The sequence below is a fragment of the Geobacillus thermopakistaniensis genome, from assembly GCF_000498995.1.
GTDB classification, from domain to species: domain Bacteria; phylum Bacillota; class Bacilli; order Bacillales; family Anoxybacillaceae; genus Geobacillus; species Geobacillus thermoleovorans.
On record NZ_AYSF01000030.1, the window covers coordinates 37,721 to 59,846 of the forward strand.

A 22,126-nucleotide genomic window follows, 5' to 3' on the forward strand; every position below is an offset into this window, starting at 1 on the left:
GATGAAGGACAACGTTCGAAACACGGATGGCGTTATCTTCTGCTTTTTCCAAACAATAATTGTTCGAGAATGTCATGAATGCGCGTATTTTCATAAATGCCGGTGAATCGCTCCGCTCCCGGGCCCATGGCAGTCAGCGGCACATCGGCGGCGGTGTGGCCTGTTGTCGTCCAGTCGAGGGCGAACGTTTGCGTAGAGCGGGCAATTGGAAACGGACCGTCTTCGCCGGAGATCGTTTTGCCGTCTCCCGACTCATCCGTGCCGCCCGGCGTTTCGATCGTCAAGCCGCCGCATTCATGGTCAGCGAGCACGAGGACGAGCGTATCCCGATGGCGCTTGGCGTACTGTTTCGCTACGGCGACCGCTTCGTCAAGCTGCTGGCCCGCTTTGATCATGAGCGATCCGTTGTTTTCATGGCTCATTTCATCAATGGCTTCTTCTTCGACAACGAGGAAAAAGCCCTTTTTATTTTGCGACAGCACGTCAAGCGCTTTTTTTGTCATATCGGGCAGCGGCACAACGGGATTGTACACATCTCCTTCTCCTTCGGGGCGCTGCTGGAACATTTCTTCGTTGGCAAACAGTCCAAGCAGCTTGCGGCCGGACGCTTGTTTCAGCTCATCGGCGGTGCGGACGTACGTGTAGCCGAGCTGCTTGGCGCGTTCAACCAAGTTTCCTTGCGTGCCTTTGCTTGCTTCTTCCGGATCTTCGGCTGGATGGTCGGGGTAATAGCCAGGATTTCCAGCAGGATACCAGTAATCTTCCCCGCCGCCCAAAATGACATCCACTTTCGTTTGTTCGATGTATTGCTTGGCGATGTCGCTTTGGGCAGAGCGATTGGCGGTGTGGGCGGCAAACGCAGCCGGCGTGGCGTCCGTCACTTGGGCGGTCGTGACAAGCCCTGTTGCCTTGCCGGCTTTTTTTGCTTGTTCCAAAATCGTTTCCACTGGTTTTCCTTGCAGATCAACAGAGATGGCGCCGTTGTACGTTTTCACGCCTGAGGCGATCGCGGTCGCCGCCGCAGCGGAGTCGGTGATGAATGACTTCGAGTCGGCGGAGTTCGTATGGACAAGCCCGCTGTATGGCATATCGTCCATCTCCAATTCTCCAGCGATCCCTTTTGTGGCAAGGCGAATGGCGTTGCGATGCGCTGTGCCCATGCCGTCGCCGACAAAAAGGACGACATTTTTCACCTCAGACGGCTTCGATTGTTTCGCTGGGGCGGCCCATGCATCTTGTCCGGCTTGATGCAGCGCCAGTCCGGCGCTCAGCACGGCGATGAGCAAAGCCGTGCGGCGTTTCGATTGGAACATCGTTCTCCTCTCCCTTTTCAGATGATTTTGTCATCTTTATCGTACAAGCTGGATGTTAAGTGTTCGTGAATGCCATGTAATCGTTTTGAAAACATTTCCTTATTATTCGAATGGGGCGACAGAATGGGTTCTCTTTTGCCAACATTCCTCGTTGACTTTTTCTTTTTTCCTTGGTATCGTTACTAATAGTTCAACAGTTGAACTAAATGGACAAATGCCGCCGTGCAAGAGAGCATCTGGTTGATTGTGCAATCATGAAACAAACGGAGGTGAATCAATGCCGGGACGAAACATCGATGAGTGGATTGACCGCTATTTGTCCGTGTCGTTTCTCGTGATGAAACGCGGAGCGGCGCTTGTCAAAGGCAGTCTTTGCGAAGAGATGACGCACGATCAATATTATTTGCTTCGCTACATCCGCAGGCGGGGGGCGTGCACGTCAACGGAGCTCGCTGCGATGTTTGGCGTGAACAAAAGCGCGGTGACGGCGATGACAAATCGCCTCGTCGACAAAGGCTGGCTGCGCCGCGACCGTGACGAGAACGACCGGCGCGTCATCGTCTTATCGCTGACGGAGCAGGGGGAAGCATGGGTAGAGGAAATGGACCGCAGCGTCTATCGGCTCGTCGAAGAAGTGATCGCCCGCTTTCCAGAGGAGGAGATCGAAACGTTCATCCGTACGTATGAACGGTTGGCCCGCGTGCTGCAGGAGGTGGAAGAAGCGAAATGAGGGCGATGATCAAAGGAAGATGGTTTGTGCTTGCGGCGTGGATCATCATGGCGGCGGTGCTTGTGATGACCGCGCCGAACATGGGCGAGCTTGTCAGGGAAAAAGGGCAGCTGAGCGTGCCGGACGGCTACTCATCGTCATTGGCGGCAAAATTGATCAAAGAGGCAAACGGCCAGGAAAACAAACAAAATGAACGATCCGCGGTGCTTGTCTTTTACCAAAAAGGCGGGCTGACGGCGGACGATAAAAAAGAGATTGAACGGGCGGTAAACGCGCTCGAAAAGAAAAAAGAGGAACTTCATGTCACGAACATCGTCTCGCCGTTTGCCAGCCGGGAGTTGGAAAAAGAACTCATCTCCAAAGATGGAACGACGATGCTCATTTCCGTCAGCATCGACCCGGCCGGGCGGACGGCGAAGCAATTGACCGACGCCCTGTATAAAGCGGTCGATGGCGTCAAGGTCGAGCATTATTTCACCGGCGGCTGGATGATCGATGAAGATGTCGTGACGAGCTCGCAGGAAGGCGTGAAGAAAACGGAAGGGATCACGGTCGTCTTTATTTTAATTGTGTTGCTCGCCGTGTTCCGCTCGCCGGTGGCGCCGCTCATTCCGCTGCTCGCGGTCGGGGCGACGTATGTCGTCTCGCAGTCGGTCGTTGCGTTTTTAGTAGATAAAGTGAATTTCCCGCTGTCGACGTTCACGCAAACGTTTTTAGTCGCGGTGTTGTTTGGCATTGGGACCGACTATTGCATTTTGTTGCTGAGCCGGTTTAAAGAAGAACTGGCGAAACGCGGCGATCGGGTGGAAGCGATCGTCGCCACGTACCGGACGGCTGGGAAAACGGTGGCCGCAAGCGGCATTGCCGTCATGATCGGCTTTGCGGCGATCGGTTTGTCGACGTTTAAGCTGTACCAATCGGCGGCGGCCGTCGCCGTTGGGGTAGCGGTGCTGCTTTTGGCGCTCGTGACGCTTGTGCCGTTTTTCATGGCCGTGCTTGGCGAGAAGCTGTTTTGGCCGGTGCGGGGGAAGCTCGAGCATGGGCAAAGCCGGCTTTGGCTCGCGGCTGGCCGATTTGCGTTCGCCCGTCCGCTTTTGGCGCTGGCGATTGTCGCTGTCGTGACCGTGCCGGTGTTGGCGACGTATGATGGCAAACTGTCGTTTGATTCCATGGAAGAGATCGGCGATCATTATCGTTCCGTCAAAGCGTTTGACATCATTGCCGATCATTTCAATCCGGGAGATGCCATGCCGACGCAGGTGGTATTGAAAAGCAAAGAGCCGCTTGATTCGGAAGAAGGGCTGGCGTTGATTGAGAAAATGAGCCGTGAGATCGAAAAAGTTGATGGCGTGGCGAGCGTCCGCTCGGCGACGCGTCCGACGGGAGAGCCGATTCAGGAGCTGTATGTCACCGAACAGGCGAAACAGCTGAAAAGCGGCCTTGGCGCCGGCAAAGAGGGCATTGAGAAAATCGGCTCCGGCCTTGAGGCGGCAAGCCAAAAGTTGTCCTCGTCCGCTCCGCAGCTGAAGCAGGCGTCATCCGGCGTCGGCCAGCTCGTCTCCGGAACGGAGCGGCTTGAAGACGGCCTGCGCCAGCTGCAAACCGGTCTCAGTCAAATTGAACAAGGGGTGCGCCGGGGAGCAATGGGCGCCGGTGAGCTGAAAAACGGCTTAGTGACGCTTCGCGACAATGCAAAAAAGCTGCAGGAAGGCGCCACGCAGCTGCTTGACGGCTACAAGCAGGCGGAACAAGGACTGTCGGCGCTAAGCGGCCAGTACCGGCAAATCGAAGCGGGATTAAAAGCTGTCGCCGCTCAGCTTGCCGCCGTGCAGACGATGCTCGGGCAAGTCGAACAGTCGCATCCGGAACTCCGTCAAGATGGGCAATACCAACAAGCAAAAATGACGGTTGCCGCCTTGTCCGGCCAGACGAAACAAATGGCGGACGGCCTCACGCAATTGAACGGGGCGCTTGAGCAGGCGCGCGCCGGTTTGGCGAAAGCGAACGAATCGTTCGCCCAACTCGCGGCTGGTCAAGCGGCGGTCAACGGCGGCTTGGATCAAGTCATTGCCGGGCTTAGTGAGCTCGAAGCCGGATTGACGAAAGCGGCCGACGGTCAGAAACAGGCGGTTGATAAATTGCCGCAATTCTCCCGAGGGCTTGAGCAAGTGAACGGCGGCCAGCGCCAATTGCTTGAGCATTTCTCCGCGCTTGGCGGCCAGCTCGGCCAGCTTGTAAATGGCTTGGACCAAAGCGCGTCCGGCCTTCAAAAAGTGGCGAACGGCCTCGGAACGGCGGAAACGTATTTAGCCGATTTGTCATCGGCCCCGGAGAAAGAAATGGCCGGCTGGCACATGCCGAAAGAGGCGCGCGAAAGCAAAGACTTTGCGCAGGCGAAAGACGCGTATATGTCGAAAGACCGCCACATCGTGACGTTCGACGTCGTTTTAAAAGAAAATCCGTATTCAACATCGGCGCTCGGCCGCATCGATGACATTCGCGCCGCGGCCGAACGGGCAGTGAAAGGAACGAAGTGGGAAGACGCGACGATCGCTGTCGGCGGCGTCACCAGCACGTACGCCGATTTGCAGGCGATTTCGAACGCTGACTATCGGCATACCGCGGTGCTTATGCTCATTGGCATCGCCATCGTGTTGGCGGTGCTGCTCCGTTCGCTGATCATGCCGCTTTATTTGATCTTGTCGCTCGTGTTGACGTATTACACGTCGATGGCCGTCACCGAGCTCATTTTCGTCAACGGCCTTGGCTATGCCGGCTTGAACTGGGCGGTGTCGTTCTTCGCCTTTGTGCTGCTTTTGGCGCTCGGCATCGACTACAGCATCTTCCTCATGGATCGGTTCAACGAATACCGCGGCCGGCCGGTGAAGGAAGCGATGCTGTCGGCGATGGGCCATATGGGGACGGTCATCATCTCGGCCGCCGTCATTTTGGGCGGAACGTTCGCCGCGATGTATCCGTCCGGCGTCTTGTCGCTTTTGCAAATTGCGACGATTGTGCTGACAGGGCTCCTGCTTTACGCCCTCGTCGTCCTGCCGCTTTTCGTGCCGGTCATGGTCCGCACGTTCGGCCGCGCGAACTGGTGGCCGTTTCGGCAGCTGGCAAGCGAGACAACCGGACTGGAACAACAAAAAATTAGTTAAGAAGGCGGGCCATCGCTGCTTCCCAAGATCTAGGAAGCGGCGTTCTTTTTTAGGGAGAACGGAAAGGATGCCGACCTTCTAATCAAGAGAATGTACGTTCTGTTCGTGTTGCTTGATCATCTTCCAGTGATTCATTCCCCTCAATCATGATTCTATTTCACGAGCATATTTTTTCCGTTTTTGCCCAATGTAAAGGTATGATGAGTGATAGAGAACATTCCAGAACCTAAAGGAGGAATGACGCCATGACGAAACGAGTGCTCATGGTGGTGACGAACCATACGACGATCACCGACGACCATAAAACCGGGCTTTGGCTTGAAGAGTTTGCCGTGCCGTATTTGGTGTTTAAAGAAAAAGGGTATGACGTGAAAGTGGCGAGCATTCAAGGCGGTGATGTGCCGCTTGACCCGCGCAGCATCAATGAAAAAGACCCGTCTTGGGCCGAGGCGGAAGCAGCGCTGAAACATACAGCGCGCTTAAGCAAAGACGATGCACACGGGTTTGACGCCATTTTCCTTCCCGGTGGACACGGGACGATGTTCGATTTTCCCGACAATGAAACGCTGCAATACGTCTTGCAGCAGTTTGCCGAAGACGGCCGGATCATCGCCGCTGTCTGCCACGGTCCGTCAGGGCTGGTGAACGCCACATACAAAGACGGTACGCCGATTGTGAAAGGAAAAACGGTCACGTCGTTTACAGACGAAGAAGAACGCGAAGTCGGGCTTGACGTCCATATGCCGTTTTTGTTGGAGTCCACCTTGCGCCTGCGCGGGGCGAATTTCGTCCGCGGCGAGAAGTGGACCGATTTCTCGGTGCGCGACGGCAACTTGATCACTGGGCAAAACCCGCAATCAAGCCGAAGCACGGCGGAGAAAGTCGTCGCCGCGCTGGAAGAACTGGCGTGAGCGATATCGGCTGAACTTGTGACAAGACGCTGCTTTTTTGGCGCGTCTTGTTTTTTTGGCACGATTTTCTGGCCGTTGTCCGGAAATGAATCCCGGTCAGTCAAGAGTTTGTGGAGAACTCTTTTCGGTTCACCACGTATGTTGTCGACCACCAGTTAGCAAACCATTTTTATGTATTGATATCGTAAGCGTTTTTGGACTTTCATCTGTCATGGTAAGGTAGTGAAGCTGCAATCGATTTTTTACACCAAAACAAAATTCCGAAGAACTGACAGTGCTTAATGGGGCGGCATCCCGGACGACTGATGAAGATAAGGGATATTTTGACGTACCGTATCGGGATTACAATTCATTCACGTTCTGCTGGAATGGATTATTTTGTACGAGCAACGGAAAAATCGAAGGCCATCGATGGCGCGGCAGAATAGGCCGTCTAATGATCCCGGCTCACTAGGCTGGGTGGGGACAGCCTTTTGGTTGTTTGCGGATGAAAAGCCATTTTCTTCATACGTAAAACGAAACATGTGGAAAGGATGGGAAACGGTGTCGTTCAGTTACTACGGGTCGACCTGTGCAACGGAGCCAACGCTGCCGTTTCCCATGGATGTGATTGAAACAATTACCGGTGCTTGGCGATGTCAAGCGCCTTTTTCGTATTGGCAAAATGAAGCTTGGCGCACGTCTCGAGCATCTCTTCCCCTCGCTCGCGGATGATCCGGGCCGCGGCTTCGTCAACGATGGCGCCGGCGCCTTTCGGGAGCAAAAGGCCGACGGTGCGGGATAATCGCTCCATCTCTTCTAAAAACACATAGCGGGCGATGATCGAGGCGGCGGCGACAGCCACGTGCACGCTTTCTGCTTTTGGCAGGCAATGCACCCGATCGCTTACGATGCGCGTTTCATCAGCGAGGCAGCGGAAATACGAGCCGCGTTCTAAAAACTGATCGATGATGATCGCTTCTGGTTCGATGGGCGCGATGGCGTCAACAAGTTTCGCGAGCGTCCGGTTGTGAAGCAGCGCCTTCATTTTCGTCTGCGGCATTCCGCTTCGCTGCCAGCGGTTGTATTCGGCGTTATCAAGCACAGTGACGGCATACGGCGCCGTTTCCATGATGGCGGGGGCGATTTTGTGGATCGCCTCGTCCGTTAGTTGCTTTGAATCTTTCACGCCAAGCGCCGCGATTTTGGCGATATGCGACCGATCAACGTAGGCGGCGGCGACGACGATCGGGCCGAAATAGTCCCCGGTGCCGACTTCATCCGAACCGATGGCAGAAAGCTTCTCGAGCCTATGTTCCAATGGGGGCGAGGCGGTCTCTCTCTCCTGTCGTTTGCCTGGATCAGCCCCCCTCTTCACCATCCATTTCCCTGCTTCTTGCTCCGCCGCTTTCCCTTGAAACAGCACTTTGCCTGAGCGGTAGGCGGTGATGACGACATCCGGGCGCTTGACGGCAAACAACGCTCCGGCCGGAAGCCGGTCGGATAAGGCGTCTTGGTAGTGGGCGCGCAAGGCGTCAAGCAGCTGTTGATCGGCTTGAATCACATAGTTTGACAATGTTCGATCGCTCCTTTATCTTCTCTATCGTCGCTGTGTGTCGCATCTTTCCATTATACCAGCGTTCATGATATGATAAACAGTAGGATTTTGCGAAATGGGGGAGAAAGTTTGACAGGACAGCCAAAAACGCGGGTGAGCGTCCGCATCTATGGTCAAGACTACACGATCGTCGGCGCGGAAAGCCCAGCCCATATCCGGCTCGTGGCGGCGTTCGTTGACGATAAAATGCATGAATTCAGTGAGAAAAATCCGATGCTCGATGTGCCGAAACTGGCCGTTTTGACGGCCGTCAATATTGCCAGTGAGTATTTGAAGTTAAAGGAAGAATACAACCGGCTTCGTGAACAGCTGAAGAAGGAGAAGGATGGGGAACGCGATGATTGATGTCGTGCTGCTGTTTGTCCTGTTGCTGGGGGCGATGATCGGGCTGAAGCGCGGCTTTATTCTCCAATTCATTCATATGGCCGGGTTTTTCATTGCCTTTTTCGTTGCTTATCAGTATTATGAGCGGTTTGTACCGACATTGCGCCTTTGGATTCCATATCCGACGTTCGGCGATCCGGAGACGATGAAGCTGCTGTTTCAGAGCACCCATTTAGACGATGCCTATTATCGGGCGATTTCCTTTGCACTTTTATTTTTTGTGGTGAAAATCGTGCTTCAAATCGTCGGCTCGATGCTCGATTTCGTCGCCCAGCTGCCGCTGTTGCGCAGCGTCAACCGTCTGGCGGGGGCGGCGCTCGGATTTGCGGAAGTGTATTTGCTCGTCTTTTTGTTTTTGTATATCGGGGCGCTCGTGCCGATTGACAGCGTGCAGGAGCAGCTGCAGCATTCGCTCATGGCGACCGTGATTGTGAAACATACGCCGGTGTTGTCGGAGATGCTTGGCAACTGGTGGATTCATGGCCGCGTCTGATGACCTGCTTGAAGGACGACAAACGCTTTCACCGATTCATGACTATGTTTGCTGGAATGTGGCCGTGATGTTGGAAAGAGAGGGGACGGCATGGACATAAACAAAAAAGATGTCATCCGCCTGTTGGAAACGATTGCGTTATATTTGGAAATCAAAGGGGAGAATCCGTTTAAAGTGAACGCATTCCGCAAGGCGGCAAGCGCGTTGGAGGCGGATGAGAGGAGCCTCGCGGAAATTAGCGACTTTACCGCCATCCCTGGCATCGGCAAAAGCACAGCGGCGATCATCACCGAATTTATCAAGAGCGGCTCGTCGTCGGTGCTGAATGAACTAAAACGCGATGTTCCGGAGACGCTGCTCGCCTTGCTCAAACTGCCGGGGCTTGGCGGCAAAAAAATCGCCAAGCTGCATCAGGAGCTTGGCATTGTCGATATGGACGGATTGAAAGAAGCGTGCTTGGCTGGAAAAGTGCGCGCGCTTGCCGGTTTTGGCGCGAAAACGGAAGAAAAGCTGCTTGCGGCCATTGAAAAGGCAGGCAAACGCCCCGAGCGGCTGCCGCTCGCCCGGGTGCTCGCGATCGCGGCGGACATTGAACGCCAGCTCGCTTGTCTTGATGGCGTGATTCGCTTCTCGCGGGCCGGCAGCTTGCGGCGCTTGAACGAAACGGTGAAAGATTTGGATTATGTCATCGCTACCGATCGTCCGGCCGAGGTGCGCGACGGGCTGCTCGGCTTTGAGCGCATCCGCGAAGTGCTCGCCGCTGGGGAGACGAAAGTGTCGCTTCTTTTTCAGTATGATGATGAAATTGCGGCTGATTTCCGTCTCGTCGGCGAGGACGAGTTTGCGACCGCGCTTCACCATTTTACCGGATCGAAGGACCATAATGTGCGCATGCGCCAGCTCGCCAAAGAGCGCGGGGAGAAAATCAGCGAATATGGCGTGGAAGACCAAGCGACAGGCAAGGTGAAAACGTTCCCCGATGAATCGGCGTTTTACGCCCATTTCGGGCTGCCGTACATTCCGCCGGAGCTGCGTGAAGATGGCACGGAAGTCGATCGATATTCTTCTGATGATCCACTTGTCCATTTTGACGATATCCAAGGCGACTTGCATATGCATTCGGCATGGAGCGACGGCGCGTGTTCGCTCGAGGAGCTCGCCGAAGCGTGCCGCCGCCGCGGCTATCGGTATATCGCCATTACCGACCATTCGCACTATTTGAAAGTCGCCAACGGCTTGACCCCGGATCGGTTGCGGCGCCAGCGCGAGGAAATTGAGCGGCTGAACGCGCGCTATTCGGATTTTACGATTTTGGCCGGCATTGAGATGGATATTTTGCCGGACGGGACGCTCGATTACGACGATGACGTGCTCAAGGAGCTTGATTTTGTCATCGCCGCCATTCACTCTGCGTTCAAACAGCCGCGCGAGACGATCATGAAACGGCTTGAGGCGGCGCTTCGCCACCCGTACGTCGATGTCATTGCTCATCCGACCGGAAGGCTGATCGGCCAGCGCGACGGCTATGACGTCGATATCGAGCGGCTCATCGAGCTGGCGGCGGAGACGAACACGGTGCTTGAGTTAAACGCCAACCCAAACCGGCTCGACTTGTCGGCGGCCTACGTGAAAAAAGCCCAGGAAGCGGGGGTGTACATTGCCATCAACACGGACGCCCACCATTTGGACATGCTCGAGGATATGGCGATCGGCGTAGCGACGGCAAGAAAAGGTTGGATCCATAAGGAAACGGTCATCAACACATGGCCGCTTGAAAAGCTGCAACAGTTTTTGCACGACAAACGAAAGAAATGAATCAGCTGGGGGTCAGATACGTGCAACCAAAAGTGCTTCACACCTTGGAGTTTGATAAAGTGAAAGAGCAGTTGGCTGAGCATGCGTCCTCGCCGCTCGGTTTGGAAAAAATCGACGCTCTCATGCCGTCTTCTGACTTGGAGGAGGTGGCCGCCTGGCTTGACGAAACGGATGAAGCCGCCGCTGTTTTGCGGCTTGCTGGCTATGTGCCGCTTGACGGAGTAGTCGACATCCGTCCGCATCTCAAGCGGGCGGCGATCGGCGGCACGCTCAGCCCGCAAGAGCTGCTTGAAGTGGCGGCCACCTCGGCCGCAAGCCGGCAAATGAAGCGGCTGATCGCGGGTCTCTATGACGAGCATGGCGGACTTGAGCGGCTTTTCCGTTATGCGGACACATTGGCTGAAGCGCCGGAACTCGAGCATGACGTTCGCCGCTCGATCGATGACCATGGCGAAGTGCTGGATGCCGCAAGCGACCGCCTCCGCTCGCTGCGCGGGCAAATTCGGTCAGTGGAAGCGCGCATCCGCGAGAAACTTGAGAGCATCATCCGCTCGCCGTCGGCGCAAAAACGGCTGTCGGACGCCATCATTACGATCCGCAATGACCGATATGTCATCCCGGTGAAACAAGAGTATCGCGGCGCCTACGGCGGCATCGTCCACGACCAGTCGGCGTCCGGGGCGACGCTGTTTATTGAACCGCAGGCGGTCGTCGAGTTGAACAATGCGCTCCGCGAAGCGCGGGCGAAAGAAAAGCAAGAAATCGAACGCATTTTGCGCGAGCTTTCGGCAAAAGTCGCTGAGCAGGCCGAGCCGCTTGCGCGGACGGTCGAAGCGCTCGCGGCGCTTGATTTTGCGTTCGCCAAGGCGAAATACGCCCGCCGGTTGCAAGCCGCGAAGCCAGCGGTCAATAGCCGAGGCTATCTTCGTTTTTTGCAGGCACGCCATCCGCTGCTGGATCAAGAAAAGGCGGTGCCCAATGATATTGAATTGGGCGGCGACTATACGACGATCGTCATCACCGGGCCGAACACCGGCGGAAAAACGGTGACGTTAAAAACGATCGGCTTGTTGACGCTCATGGCGCAAGCGGGGCTGTTCATCCCGGCGGCCGACGGATCGGAAGCGGCGGTGTTCCGTTCCGTTTTCGCCGATATCGGCGATGAGCAGTCGATCGAACAAAGCTTGAGCACGTTCTCGTCCCATATGGTCAATATCGTTGACATTTTGCGCCATGTCGATGGTGAAAGCCTTGTGCTGTTTGACGAGCTTGGGGCTGGCACCGACCCGCAGGAAGGGGCGGCGCTCGCCATCGCCATCTTGGATGAAGTGCACGGGCGCGGGGCGCGAACGGTGGCGACGACGCATTATCCCGAATTGAAAGCGTACGGCTACAACCGCCCCGGCGTCGTGAATGCCAGCGTCGAGTTTGACACCGAAACGCTCCGCCCGACGTATAAACTGTTGATCGGCATCCCCGGCCGCAGCAACGCCTTTGATATTTCGCGCCGCCTTGGGCTTGATGAACGCATCATCGAGCGGGCGAAAGCGCAAGTGAGCGCCGAAAGCCATAACGTCGAAAACATGATCGCGTCGCTTGAACGAAGCAAAAAGCAAGCGGAGGAAGATGAAGCGCGGGCGCGCGCGGCGCTGGAGGAGGCTGAGCGGCTGCGCGCCGAATGGGAACAAAAATGGGAAGAGCTCGAAGAAGAAAAAGCGGAGCGGCTGGCGGAAGCAACGCAAAAAGCAGCCGACATCATCCGCGCCGCGGAACGCGAAGCCGAGCGGATCATCCACGAGCTGCGCCGCTTGCAAAAAGAAAAGCAGGCGGAAGTGAAAGAGCATGAGCTCGTCGAGGCGAAACAGCGGCTCGCTGCCGCTATGCCGAAAGTGGAGAAGCGGAAAAAGGCGAAAAAGGCTGCTTCACGCCATGTGTTCCAGCCGGGTGATGAAGTGAAGGTGACGAGCCTCAACCAAAAAGGCTACTTGATCGAAAAAGTGTCGGACGACGAATGGCAAGTGCAGCTCGGCATTTTGAAAATGAAAATTCATGAGCGTGATTTGGAGTATATCGGCAGCGCGCCGGCGAAAGATGTGACGCCGATTGCGACGGTGAAAGGCAAGGACGCCCATGTTAGCCTCGAGCTTGACTTGCGCGGCGAACGGTACGAAGATGCTCTCATTCGCCTTGAGAAATACTTGGATGATGCCGTGCTCGCCGGATATGCGCGCGTTTCGATCATCCACGGCAAAGGGACGGGCGCGCTCCGCCAAGGAGTGCAGCAGTTTTTAAAACAACACCGGGCGGTGAAAAGCTTCCGGTTCGGAGAGGCGAATGAAGGCGGCACCGGGGTGACGATCGTTGAACTGAAATGATGGGGGCGATGGCAATGGCGTCGTTTTGGGAGCACGACATGGTGAAAACGGCGGCCAATTTCAGCGTCGCCGTGTTGTGCATCGTCGTCTTTTTAGCCGTATTTGAATTGGTGACGAAGTACAAAAACTGGGAAGAGATTCGCAAAGGCAATGTGGCGGTGGCGATGGCAACCGGCGGGAAAATTTTCGGCATCGCCAACATTTTTCGCTATGCGCTCGCCCGCCATGAGTCGCTGCCGTCGATGATTGGCTGGGGGCTGTACGGGTTTTTGCTTCTGCTCGCCGCGTACTTTATTTACGAATTTTTGACGCCGAAATTCAATATTGATGACGAAATTGCCAATGACAACCGGGCCGTCGGCTTGATTTCCATGGTGATTTCCGTCGGCTTGTCGTTTGTCATCGGCGAAGGCATTCAGTAAAGGGGAACAACGAATGAACGCAGTAGTGAAATGGTTGTTGATTGCGGTCGGGCTGTTTTTGATCGCCAGCATCGTCTATATGGCCGTGCGCAACCGATCGGTCGATGTGCTGGCGAAAATCTTGTTTGTCATCTGCGCGTGCTTTTTCTTCGTTGGTTTGGTGTACTGGTTTTGGTAACGCTCGGTTCAAGCCCGGCGTTCTTTTTTTTGATGAAAAATTAGAAAAAGTAAAATAAAATAGAAGCAAGGGGGGATTGCATATGGAAAAACCGTGGCTTGCTCACTACCCGCCGGAGATTCCGCACACGCTCGACTATCCAAAGAAAACGCTTTCCGACTATTTGCGGGAGACGGCGGAACAATTCGGAGACCATGAGGCGATCGACTTTTTCGGAAAGACGATGACGTTTCGCGAGCTGTACGAGCAAGCATTGACATTCGCGCATTATTTGCGGACGATCGGATTGAAAAAAGGGGATCGGGTGGCGATTATGCTGCCGAACTGCCCGCAGGCGGTCATCAGCTACTACGGGACGCTCCTAGCCGGCGGCATCGTCGTGCAGACGAACCCGCTTTACACCGAGTATGAGCTTGAATACCAGCTGAACGACAGCGGCGCCTCGGTGCTCGTGACGATGGATCTTCTGTATCCAAAGGCGGAAAAGGTGAAAGGGAGGACGCCGGTCAAACATTGGATTGTCACGAGAATGCAAGATTATTTGCCCACGGTGAAGAAATGGCTGTATCCGCTTGTGCAGCGGAAGCAAAACATGCCCATCGTCCGCATCGAGGAAAGCGAAACCGTTCATATGTTCCGCACGATCGTCAGTCAGAAGGAAACCGCTCCGATCGGGGTGGACATCGATCCGGTGGAAGATGTGGCGCTGCTGCAATATACAGGCGGCACGACGGGACATCCGAAAGCGGCCATGTTGACGCATCGCAACTTGATCGCCAATACGCTCATGTGCGCCCATTGGGTGTATAAATGCGAAAAAGGAAAAGAAACGGTGCTCGGTGTGCTTCCGTTTTTCCACGTGTACGGCATGACGACGGTGATGAATTTGTCCGTGATGATGGCGAGTAAAATGGTGCTGCTCCCGCGCTTTGATGTCAAGCAAACATTAAAAGCAATCGAGCGCACCCGGCCGACGATGTTCCCAGGCGCGCCGACGATGTACATCGCTTTGTTGAACCATCCGGATTTGCCGAAATATGATTTATCCTCGATCAACGTCTGCATCAGCGGCTCCGCTCCGCTGCCGGTCGAGGTGCAGGAGCAGTTTGAACGGGCGACGGGCGGAAAGTTGATTGAAGGCTATGGGTTAACCGAGGCGTCCCCTGTCACCCACAGCAACTTCCTTTGGGACGGGGAGCGGGTGAAAGGAAGCATCGGCGTTCCGTGGCCGGATACGGACGCGAAAATCATTTCCTTGGAAACGGGTGAGGAAGCAAAGCCGGGAGAGCGTGGAGAACTCGTCGTGCGCGGGCCGCAAGTGATGAAAGGCTACTGGAATCGTCCGGAAGAGACCGAGCAAGTGCTGCGCGACGGATGGCTGTATACAGGTGACATTGGATATATGGATGAGCGTGGGTATTTTTATATCGTCGACCGCAAGAAAGATGTCATTATCGCCGGCGGTTACAACATTTACCCGCGCGAAGTCGAAGAAGCGCTGTACGAGCACCCGAAAGTGCAGGAAGCGGCCGTGATCGGCGTTCCGGATCCGTACCGCGGCGAGACGGTGAAAGCGTTCGTCGTGTTAAAGCCGGGGGAGATGTGCAGCGAACAGGAGCTTGACGCGTTTATGCGCCAGCGCCTGGCTGCTTACAAAGTGCCGCGCATCTACGAGTTCCGCAGCGAATTGCCGAAGACGGCGGTCGGCAAAATTTTGCGCCGCGTGTTGGTGGAAGAGGAGAAAAAGAAGCTTGACAAATCGGCAGAATTGCCCGTAAAATGAAAATATGAATGATGGTTCATTCATTTGGCGGATGGAAAGTGAGAAAAGGAGAATCCATATTGCGGAGGGAAAAGCCGAAATTTAAGCAAATCATTGACGCTGCCGTCGTCGTCATCGCCGAGCACGGCTACCATCAAGCACAGGTGTCGAAAATCGCCAAGCAGGCCGGTGTCGCCGACGGCACGATCTACCTTTATTTTAAAAACAAAGAGGATATTTTAATTTCGCTTTTTCAGGAAAAGATGGGGGCGTTCATCGAGAAAATTGAACAAGAGACAGAAGGAATTTCAAGCCCCCTAGAGAAATTGTATGTATTGGTGAAAACTCATTTTTCCGCCCTCGCCGCTGATCCGCATATGGCGGTCGTGACGCAGCTTGAGCTGCGCCAGTCGAACAAAGAGCTGCGCCATCGCATCAATGAGGTGCTGAAAGGATATTTGCGGCTCATCGACCGCATCATCATGGAGGGGATGGAAAAAGGGGAGTTTCGCCAAGATTTAGACGTCCGGCTCACTCGGCAAATGATCTTTGGCACCCTGGATGAAACGGTGACGACGTGGGTGATGAACGAGCAAAAGTATGACTTGGCCGCCCTCGCCGATCAAAAGTACGCCGAAAANATCATCATGGAGGGGATGGAAAAAGGGGAGTTTCGCCAAGATTTAGACGTCCGGCTCACTCGGCAAATGATCTTTGGCACCCTGGATGAAACGGTGACGACGTGGGTGATGAACGAGCAAAAGTATGACTTGGCCGCCCTCGCCGATCCGGTGTACGAACTGCTCGTCAAAGGGTGCGCCGCCGGACGTTAGGAAAGGCAGAAAGGGGAGAGGCTTCATGGACTTTTTTCGTTTGGCGAAAGAGGAGTTCGTCGCCGTCGTGACGTTTTCGCGGCCGCCGGCGAACGCCCTTTCATCAGCGGTTTTGAAAGAGCTTTCAACCGTGTTGGACGAGCTCGAGACCGACCCGGACGTGCGCGTCGTGTTGCTTCATGGCGAGGGGCGGTTTTTCTCAGCCGGCGCCGATATTAAAGAATTCACGTCCATCGCTTCCGTCGAGGAGGCATCCGGCTTGTCGCGCAACGGCCAACTCGTGATGGAGCGGATCGAACGCTTTTCCAAACCAGTCATTGCGGCGATTCACGGCGCCGCATTAGGCGGTGGGTTGGAGCTGGCTATGAGCTGCCACATTCGTGTGGTGGCGGAAAACGCCAAACTCGGCCTTCCGGAGCTGCAGCTTGGCATCATCCCTGGATTTGCTGGCACGCAGCGGCTTGTGCGCTACGTCGGCTTTGGCAAAGCGGCGGAAATGATGTGGACGAGCGAGCCGATCACCGGACTCGAAGCGGTTGAATGGGGGCTTGCCAACAAGGCGGTGCCGGAAGAGCGGCTTCTTGATGAAGCAAAAGCGTTGGCGAAAAAGATTGCCGCCAAAAGTCCGCTTTCCGTCCGTGCGACGATTGAACTGCTCAACGCCGCGAAGGAAAAATCGTTTGCCGAGGCAGTGCGCGAGGAAGCGGAATGGTTTGGCCGCGTGTTTGTATCCGAGGATGCAAAAGAAGGCGTGCAGGCGTTTTTGGAAAAACGGCCGCCTGTCTTTAAAGGGAAATGATCCCTGTAAATATCTGAATGTTGGAACATGAAACAATGTTCGACCAAACCGAGGAGGGGAACGACATGAACATTTTTGTGTTGATGAAACGGACGTTTGACACTGAAGAAAAAATCTCCATCGTCAATGGCAAGATTAACGAGGAAGGTGCAGAATTCATCATCAACCCGTACGACGAATACGCCATTGAAGAAGCGATTCAAGTGCGCGACAAACACGGCGGCGAAGTGACGGTCGTCACCGTCGGCAGCGAGGAAGCGGAAAAAGAGCTGCGCACGGCGCTCGCCATGGGCTGCGATAAAGCGGTGCTCATCAACATTGACGATGATGTCGAAGAACAAGACCAATATACGACGGCGAAAGTGCTCGCTGAATACTTAAAAGACAAAAACCCGGACTTGATTTTAGCCGGCAACGTCGCCATTGACGGCGGTTCCGGGCAAGTCGGCCCGCGCGTTGCGGAATTGCTCGGCATTCCGTATGTGACGACGATCACGAAGCTCGACATTGCCGACGGCGGCAAAGTGACCGTTGTGCGCGACGTCGAGGGGGATGAGGAAATCATCGAAACGTCGCTGCCGCTCCTTGTCACCGCTCAACAAGGGCTGAATGAACCGCGCTATCCGTCGCTGCCGGGCATTATGAAGGCGAAGAAAAAGCCGCTTGACGAGTTGGAGCTTGACGACCTGGATCTTGATGAAGAGGATGTCGAAGCAAAAACGAAAACGATCGAAGTGTTCTTGCCGCCGAAGCGCGAAGCGGGCAAAATTTTGCAAGGCGAGATCGCCGATCAAGTGAAGGAACTCGTTCAGCTGCTCCGCTCCGAAGCGAAAGTGGTATAAGCGGAAACCGCTGTCGGCGTTCGGATGAAGCACAACGGGGAATCAAAGGATAGGGGGACTGAAACATGGCACGTAAAGTATTGACCTTAGCAGAAGTGCGGGATGGATCGCTGCGGAACGTTTCGTTTGAAGCCATTGCAGCGGCCAAAACGATCGCCGAAGGCGGGGAAGTCGTCTCGGTGCTCGTCGGCGACCAAGTGCAGGCGCATGCGAACGAACTCATTTACCGCGGTGCGGACCGCGTCGTCGTCATCGAACATCCGAATTTGAAATTTTATACATCAGATGGCTATTCGCAAGCGTTAAAAGCCGTGATTGACAAAGAGCAGCCGGAAGGCATCGTCTTCGGCCATACGGCGCTCGGCAAAGACTTGTCGCCGAAATTGGCCATCAAGCTCGACGCCGGCCTCGTTTCCGACGTCGTCGCCGTCGAAGAGGCAGGCGGCAACATCGTCTTTACCCGTCCGATCTACTCCGGCAAAGCGTTTGAAAAGAAAATCGTGACAAGCGGCATCATCTTTGCGACGGTGCGTCCGAACAACATCGCGCCTCTTGAGCGCGACGAGTCGCGCACAGGCAGCGTGGAAGCGCTGGCCGTCGAGATTAAAGACTTGCGCGCGATTGTCAAAGAAGTCGTCCGCAAAACGGCGGAAGGCGTCGACTTGACCGAGGCGAAAGTGATCGTCGCCGGCGGCCGCGGCGTCAAAAGCGCCGAAGGCTTCAAGCCGCTCAAAGAGCTCGCCGAAGTGTTGGGCGGCGCGGTCGGCGCTTCGCGCGGGGCGTGCGATGCCGGCTATTGCGACTACTCGCTGCAAATCGGGCAAACGGGGAAAGTCGTCACGCCGGACCTTTACATCGCTTGCGGCATCTCAGGCGCCATCCAGCATTTAGCGGGGATGTCCAACTCGAAAGTCATCGTCGCCATTAACAAAGACCCGGAAGCCAACATCTTTAAAGTCGCGGACTACGGCATTGTCGGCGATTTGTTCGAAGTCGTTCCGCTCCTCACCGAAGAGTTCAAAAAACTGAAAGTGCATTCGTAATGAACAACGCGGGCGGCTGCAGCCGTCCGTTTTTTGATGGATAAATTCCGCGGCAAAAGCGAATAGTAGAAACGAAGCAAAACATTCGCGCCGACATGCATTCCATGGTATACTTTGCTTGCAGCATTCAAGAAGATGGGAGGGAATCCATATGGCGATTGTCAACGCCACTGACCAAACGTTCGCCGCAGAAACGAAAGACGGCCTCACGCTCGTTGACTTTTGGGCGCCATGGTGCGGACCGTGCCGCATGATCGCTCCGGTGCTGGAAGAGCTTGACCGCGAAATGGGCGACAAAGTGAAAATCGTCAAAGTGAATGTCGATGAAAACCAGGAAACAGCGTCGAAGTTCGGCGTCATGAGCATCCCGACGCTGCTCGTGTTCAAAAACGGCGAACTTGTCGATAAAGCGATCGGCTATCAGCCGAAAGAGGCGCTTGCTCAGCTTGTCGGCAAACATGTGTAGTGATGGCATAGGAAAAATCCAGAGGCCTCTTCCTCTGGATTTTTATTTTTTGTTGAAAAATGGTTGACAGATGGCAGATAATTCTTTATATTTATAACCAACAATTCCTAGTGGTTAAGTTTGTTTTACACCTATTATTCATACTTTTCCTGTCTATTTAGTCATAATTAAGAAGGAGATCAAGAATGACGATCACGTACGTGTGTGAAAGCATTGCAAGAAATGAGCAAAGGAGGAAAAAGCGATCATGAAAAACAAAGTATTCTGGAAAACATTGGGCGGAATGTTAGCAGTCACTTTATGGCTGGCGATGGCATCTGGATGCGGAATACATAACGAGCCTGCGAACGCCAAATCATCGTCATCCTCTCCGCCATCTAGCAAAGTCATCCGCATCGGCTATCAAAAATACGGGACACTCAACATGTTAAAAGCGCGTGGTGACTTGGAAAAACGGCTGAAAAAATTAGGCTACACCGTACAATGGGCGTTATTTCCGGGAGGTCCTCAACTGTTGGAAGCGATGAATGCCGGAAGCCTCGATTTTGGCCATACCGGTGAAGCGCCGCCGGTATTTGCTCAAGCGGCTGGTACACCGCTCTTGTATGTAGCGACGTCACCTCCCAATCCTGTGTCCGAGGCCATTTTAGTCAAAAAGGACTCGTCCATTCAGACAGTGGCGGATTTGAAAGGGAAAAAGGTGGCGTTAAACAAAGGATCGAATGTCCATTATTTGCTTGTGCAGGTGCTCAAAAAAGCGGGATTGACACTTTCTGACATTCAGCCGGTCTATTTGCCACCAGCCGATGCTCGCGCTGCATTTGAGCAGGGGAGCGTTGATGCGTGGGCCATTTGGGACCCGTTTTACGCCGCCGCTGAAAAGGGAGGAAAGGCTCGAGTGCTCGCTGACGGCCAAGGATTGGTAGCGAACCGTGAGTTTTTCTTCGCTTCGCGTTCGTTTGCGCAAAATCATGCCGATGTCGTGCATGTCATCTTAGAGGAGCTGAAGAAAGTCGACCAGTGGGCAAACCGCGATCCGAAAGGAGTGGCAAAGTTTTTGGCGCCGGAACTCGGCATTGATGAAGCGGCGCTTGAAGTCGCATCCAAACGCCGGACATATGGCTTGGAACCGATCACAAACGAGGTCATCACCCAGCAGCAAACGATTGCAGATCAATTTCGCCAGCTAGGGTTGTTGCCAAAGAAAATCGATGTAAACGAAGCGGTTTGGCGTGAAGCCAAATGAAGCGGAGACGGAATGGGAAGGGAAAACGGGGGGTGATTCGTGACAAAAAGTCATCGGCTGGCTTCGTTCGCAGCGTCATCCGTCAACAAGGACGCAGGACGGCGGCAGCTTGGATGAGAAACCACACTAGGAATGCGGAGGGGGAACGCGATGAAATCGTCGAGATGGACAGAATGGACTTGGGGGAAGGCGGTGCCATGGGTGTTGCCTGTTGCTCTGCTTGTGGCATGGCAAGCGGCTGTAGAAGCTGGTTGGTTGTCTTCGCGGGTGCTGCCGGCACCGACCGATGTGATCGCTGCTGCTTGGAATCTCGCATCAAAAGGAGAGCTATGGCAGCATTTGTCCATTAGTTTCTGGCGAGCTCTGACTGGATTTGCGATCGGGGGATCAATCGGATTTCTGCTCGGCTTGCTCAACGGGGTGTTTCGTCCGGCGGAACGTTGGTTGGATACATCGATTCAGATGATTCGAAATATTCCGCATTTAGTGATGATTCCACTCGTCATTTTATGGTTTGGCATCGGGGAGGAGGCGAAAGTATTTCTTGTTGCGCTAGGTGTGCTGTTTCCGATGTATGTCAACACATTGCATGGCATCCGCAATGTCGATGCTGGTTTGCTTGAAATGGGGCGCGTCTATGGACTTGGACCATGGCAGCTTTTTTGGCGCATTTGGCTGCCGGGCGCGTTATCGTCGATTTTGGTCGGGCTGCGCTATGCGCTGGGCATTATGTGGTTGACGCTCATCGTCGCGGAAACGATCGCTGCTGACCGCGGCATCGGGTATTTGGCCATGAATGCACGTGAATTTATGCAAACAGATGTCGTTGTGTTCAGTATTTTGCTTTACGCGCTGTTTGGCAAGCTCGCAGACAGCATTGCCCGTTTTTTGGAAAAACGTTGGCTTCGCTGGAATGTCAACTATCAAAATCGGTAACTGACATAAACGGAGTGGGAAAGGAGAGCGAGAGATGGAAACAGGACGAGGAGCAGAGCTCGTATTTGCGCAAGTGGCCAAACAGTTTGGCGATCAACAAGTGTTGCGCCGCATTGATTTAACGGTCAAACCGGGGGAGTTTATCGCCATTATTGGTCGCAGCGGCTGCGGAAAAAGCACACTATTGCGCTTGGCTGCTGGATTGGAGACGCCGACTTCCGGCATGATTCAGCTGGATGGACAGTTGCTTCATGGGTTGAATACAGCAGCTCGCGTCATGTTTCAAGACGCTCGTCTGTTGCCATGGCGGCGCGTCATCGACAATGTCGGCCTCGGCTTGAAAGGTGACTGGAAAGAACAAGCAATCACAGTGCTCGAACAAGTCGGTTTGGCAGACCGCGCGAATGATTGGCCATCGGTGTTATCCGGCGGCCAGCGTCAACGGGTGGCGCTCGCCCGCGCATTGATCAGCCGTCCACAGTTGTTATTGCTTGATGAACCGCTCGGTGCGCTTGACGCGTTAACGAGAATTGAAATGCAGCGGCTGATCGAACGATTATGGAGGGAACAACGCTTTACGGCTTTGTTGGTCACGCATGATGTTGATGAAGCAGTGATGTTGGCGGACCGCGTCGTGCTCATTGAGGACGGGGAATGCGCGCTTGATTTGCCTGTGCGCTTGCCGCGGCCGCGTCAGCGCGGCGATGCGGCGTTTGCTGATTTGGTCGATACGATTTTGCGCCGCATTTTAAGCGCAGAATCTGATGAGAAAGTCATCGCCGCGTCTTCGATGAGTGAAAAAAGGAGGGCGCTATAGACA

General features: G+C 54.6%; 19 protein-coding genes and 2 pseudogenes. 19 read left to right on the forward strand and 2 right to left on the reverse strand.

The genetic code is table 11. From position 1 onward, the window contains the following. Positions 1–32: 32 nt before the first annotated feature. Complete coding sequence (locus T260_RS134840) at positions 33–1,313, reverse strand: alkaline phosphatase (protein ID WP_014196496.1); 1,281 nt, start codon at positions 1,311–1,313, stop codon at positions 33–35. 277 nt (positions 1,314–1,590) lie between these two features. Here T260_RS134840 and T260_RS134835 point away from each other — a divergent pair, with 277 nt between their 5' ends. The 3 genes from T260_RS134835 (at position 1,591) to T260_RS134825 (ending at position 6,115) form a co-directional block, all read left to right on the forward strand. After that, the gene (locus tag T260_RS134835; protein WP_011232174.1) at positions 1,591–2,043 is read left to right on the forward strand and encodes a MarR family winged helix-turn-helix transcriptional regulator; all 453 of its coding nucleotides are present in this window, start codon (positions 1,591–1,593) and stop codon (positions 2,041–2,043) included. Beyond that, entirely contained in the window at positions 2,040–5,204 is a 3,165-nt protein-coding gene (locus T260_RS134830; RefSeq protein WP_023633476.1) for an MMPL family transporter, read from the forward strand. Before T260_RS134835 ends, T260_RS134830 begins: the two co-directional genes overlap by 4 nt. A 245-nt stretch (positions 5,205–5,449) precedes the next feature. Next, a complete protein-coding gene (locus T260_RS134825) occupies positions 5,450–6,115 on the forward strand; it encodes a type 1 glutamine amidotransferase domain-containing protein (RefSeq protein WP_023633477.1) in 666 nt (221 codons plus the stop codon). Between the two features lie 619 nt (positions 6,116–6,734). Here the strand turns inward: T260_RS134825 and rnhC are convergent. After that, positions 6,735–7,670 carry a ribonuclease HIII gene (gene rnhC, locus T260_RS134820; RefSeq protein ID WP_023633478.1) on the reverse strand — a complete coding sequence of 312 codons (936 nt, stop codon included), beginning with the start codon at positions 7,668–7,670 and terminating at the stop codon, positions 6,735–6,737. Between the two features lie 111 nt (positions 7,671–7,781). Here rnhC and zapA point away from each other — a divergent pair, with 111 nt between their 5' ends. The 16 genes and pseudogenes from zapA to T260_RS134755 all read left to right on the forward strand — a co-directional run bounded on the left by zapA (position 7,782) and on the right by T260_RS134755 (position 22,123). Continuing rightward, positions 7,782–8,057 (forward strand): cell division protein ZapA, encoded by a 276-nt coding sequence (zapA, locus tag T260_RS134815; protein WP_011232170.1) that lies wholly within the window; start codon positions 7,782–7,784, stop codon positions 8,055–8,057. Then, positions 8,050–8,589 (forward strand): CvpA family protein, encoded by a 540-nt coding sequence (locus tag T260_RS134810; protein ID WP_011232169.1) that lies wholly within the window; start codon positions 8,050–8,052, stop codon positions 8,587–8,589. Before zapA ends, T260_RS134810 begins: the two co-directional genes overlap by 8 nt. Before the next feature lie 90 nt (positions 8,590–8,679). Further along, on the forward strand, positions 8,680–10,404 hold the full coding sequence (gene polX / locus T260_RS134805; protein ID WP_011232168.1) for a DNA polymerase/3'-5' exonuclease PolX: 1,725 nt from the start codon (positions 8,680–8,682) through the stop codon (positions 10,402–10,404). A 20-nt stretch (positions 10,405–10,424) separates the two neighbouring features. Beyond that, complete coding sequence (locus T260_RS134800) at positions 10,425–12,779, forward strand: endonuclease MutS2 (protein WP_023633480.1); 2,355 nt, start codon at positions 10,425–10,427, stop codon at positions 12,777–12,779. A 14-nt stretch (positions 12,780–12,793) separates the two neighbouring features. Beyond that, a complete protein-coding gene (locus T260_RS134795; protein ID WP_015375560.1) occupies positions 12,794–13,201 on the forward strand; it encodes a DUF350 domain-containing protein in 408 nt (135 codons plus the stop codon). 13 nt (positions 13,202–13,214) lie between these two features. Beyond that, positions 13,215–13,379 (forward strand): hypothetical protein, encoded by a 165-nt coding sequence (locus T260_RS1000000139915; RefSeq protein WP_023633482.1) that lies wholly within the window; start codon positions 13,215–13,217, stop codon positions 13,377–13,379. 82 nt (positions 13,380–13,461) lie between these two features. Beyond that, entirely contained in the window at positions 13,462–15,162 is a 1,701-nt protein-coding gene (locus T260_RS134790) for a long-chain-fatty-acid--CoA ligase (protein WP_011232164.1), read from the forward strand. Between the two features lie 59 nt (positions 15,163–15,221). Next, a pseudogene (gene fadR / locus T260_RS0119675) lies at positions 15,222–15,773 on the forward strand (fatty acid metabolism transcriptional regulator FadR); the annotation flags it as partial. 3 nt (positions 15,774–15,776) lie between these two features. Further along, positions 15,777–15,974 (forward strand): annotated as a pseudogene (locus T260_RS1000000140945) (TetR/AcrR family transcriptional regulator C-terminal domain-containing protein); the annotation flags it as partial. Positions 15,975–15,999: 25 nt separating this feature from the next. Then, positions 16,000–16,773, forward strand: coding sequence for an enoyl-CoA hydratase (locus tag T260_RS134785; RefSeq protein ID WP_011232162.1), 774 nt, complete (start codon positions 16,000–16,002; stop codon positions 16,771–16,773). Positions 16,774–16,838: 65 nt separating this feature from the next. Then, positions 16,839–17,615 (forward strand): electron transfer flavoprotein subunit beta/FixA family protein, encoded by a 777-nt coding sequence (locus T260_RS134780; protein WP_013144555.1) that lies wholly within the window; start codon positions 16,839–16,841, stop codon positions 17,613–17,615. A 65-nt stretch (positions 17,616–17,680) separates the two neighbouring features. Then, a complete protein-coding gene (locus T260_RS134775) occupies positions 17,681–18,658 on the forward strand; it encodes an electron transfer flavoprotein subunit alpha/FixB family protein (protein ID WP_011232160.1) in 978 nt (325 codons plus the stop codon). A 151-nt stretch (positions 18,659–18,809) separates the two neighbouring features. Continuing rightward, on the forward strand, positions 18,810–19,124 hold the full coding sequence (gene trxA / locus T260_RS134770; RefSeq protein WP_014196485.1) for a thioredoxin: 315 nt from the start codon (positions 18,810–18,812) through the stop codon (positions 19,122–19,124). Between the two features lie 247 nt (positions 19,125–19,371). After that, positions 19,372–20,370, forward strand: coding sequence for a sulfonate ABC transporter substrate-binding protein (locus T260_RS134765; protein ID WP_014196483.1), 999 nt, complete (start codon positions 19,372–19,374; stop codon positions 20,368–20,370). Between the two features lie 150 nt (positions 20,371–20,520). Next, positions 20,521–21,306, forward strand: a complete 786-nt coding sequence (ssuC, locus tag T260_RS134760) for an aliphatic sulfonate ABC transporter permease SsuC (protein ID WP_023633484.1) — start codon at positions 20,521–20,523, stop codon at positions 21,304–21,306. A gap of 34 nt (positions 21,307–21,340) precedes the next feature. Beyond that, a complete protein-coding gene (locus T260_RS134755) occupies positions 21,341–22,123 on the forward strand; it encodes an ATP-binding cassette domain-containing protein (RefSeq protein WP_014196481.1) in 783 nt (260 codons plus the stop codon). Positions 22,124–22,126 lie beyond the last annotated feature (3 nt).

Excerpts from the sequence above, each read along its gene's own strand:
- T260_RS134840 (WP_014196496.1), bottom strand. The coding sequence starts at position 1,313 with ATGTTCCAATCGAAACGCCGCACGGCTTTGCTCATCGCCGTGCTGAGC.
- T260_RS134835 (WP_011232174.1), top strand. The coding sequence starts at position 1,591 with ATGCCGGGACGAAACATCGATGAGTGGATTGACCGCTATTTGTCCGTG.
- T260_RS134830 (WP_023633476.1), top strand. The coding sequence starts at position 2,040 with ATGAGGGCGATGATCAAAGGAAGATGGTTTGTGCTTGCGGCGTGGATC.
- T260_RS134825 (WP_023633477.1), top strand. The coding sequence starts at position 5,450 with ATGACGAAACGAGTGCTCATGGTGGTGACGAACCATACGACGATCACC.
- T260_RS134810 (WP_011232169.1), top strand. The coding sequence starts at position 8,050 with ATGATTGATGTCGTGCTGCTGTTTGTCCTGTTGCTGGGGGCGATGATC.
- polX (WP_011232168.1), top strand. The coding sequence starts at position 8,680 with ATGGACATAAACAAAAAAGATGTCATCCGCCTGTTGGAAACGATTGCG.
- T260_RS134795 (WP_015375560.1), top strand. The coding sequence starts at position 12,794 with ATGGCGTCGTTTTGGGAGCACGACATGGTGAAAACGGCGGCCAATTTC.
- T260_RS1000000139915 (WP_023633482.1), top strand. The coding sequence starts at position 13,215 with ATGAACGCAGTAGTGAAATGGTTGTTGATTGCGGTCGGGCTGTTTTTG.
- T260_RS134790 (WP_011232164.1), top strand. The coding sequence starts at position 13,462 with ATGGAAAAACCGTGGCTTGCTCACTACCCGCCGGAGATTCCGCACACG.
- T260_RS134785 (WP_011232162.1), top strand. The coding sequence starts at position 16,000 with ATGGACTTTTTTCGTTTGGCGAAAGAGGAGTTCGTCGCCGTCGTGACG.
- T260_RS134780 (WP_013144555.1), top strand. The coding sequence starts at position 16,839 with ATGAACATTTTTGTGTTGATGAAACGGACGTTTGACACTGAAGAAAAA.
- T260_RS134775 (WP_011232160.1), top strand. The coding sequence starts at position 17,681 with ATGGCACGTAAAGTATTGACCTTAGCAGAAGTGCGGGATGGATCGCTG.
- trxA (WP_014196485.1), top strand. The coding sequence starts at position 18,810 with ATGGCGATTGTCAACGCCACTGACCAAACGTTCGCCGCAGAAACGAAA.
- T260_RS134765 (WP_014196483.1), top strand. The coding sequence starts at position 19,372 with ATGAAAAACAAAGTATTCTGGAAAACATTGGGCGGAATGTTAGCAGTC.
- ssuC (WP_023633484.1), top strand. The coding sequence starts at position 20,521 with ATGAAATCGTCGAGATGGACAGAATGGACTTGGGGGAAGGCGGTGCCA.
- T260_RS134755 (WP_014196481.1), top strand. The coding sequence starts at position 21,341 with ATGGAAACAGGACGAGGAGCAGAGCTCGTATTTGCGCAAGTGGCCAAA.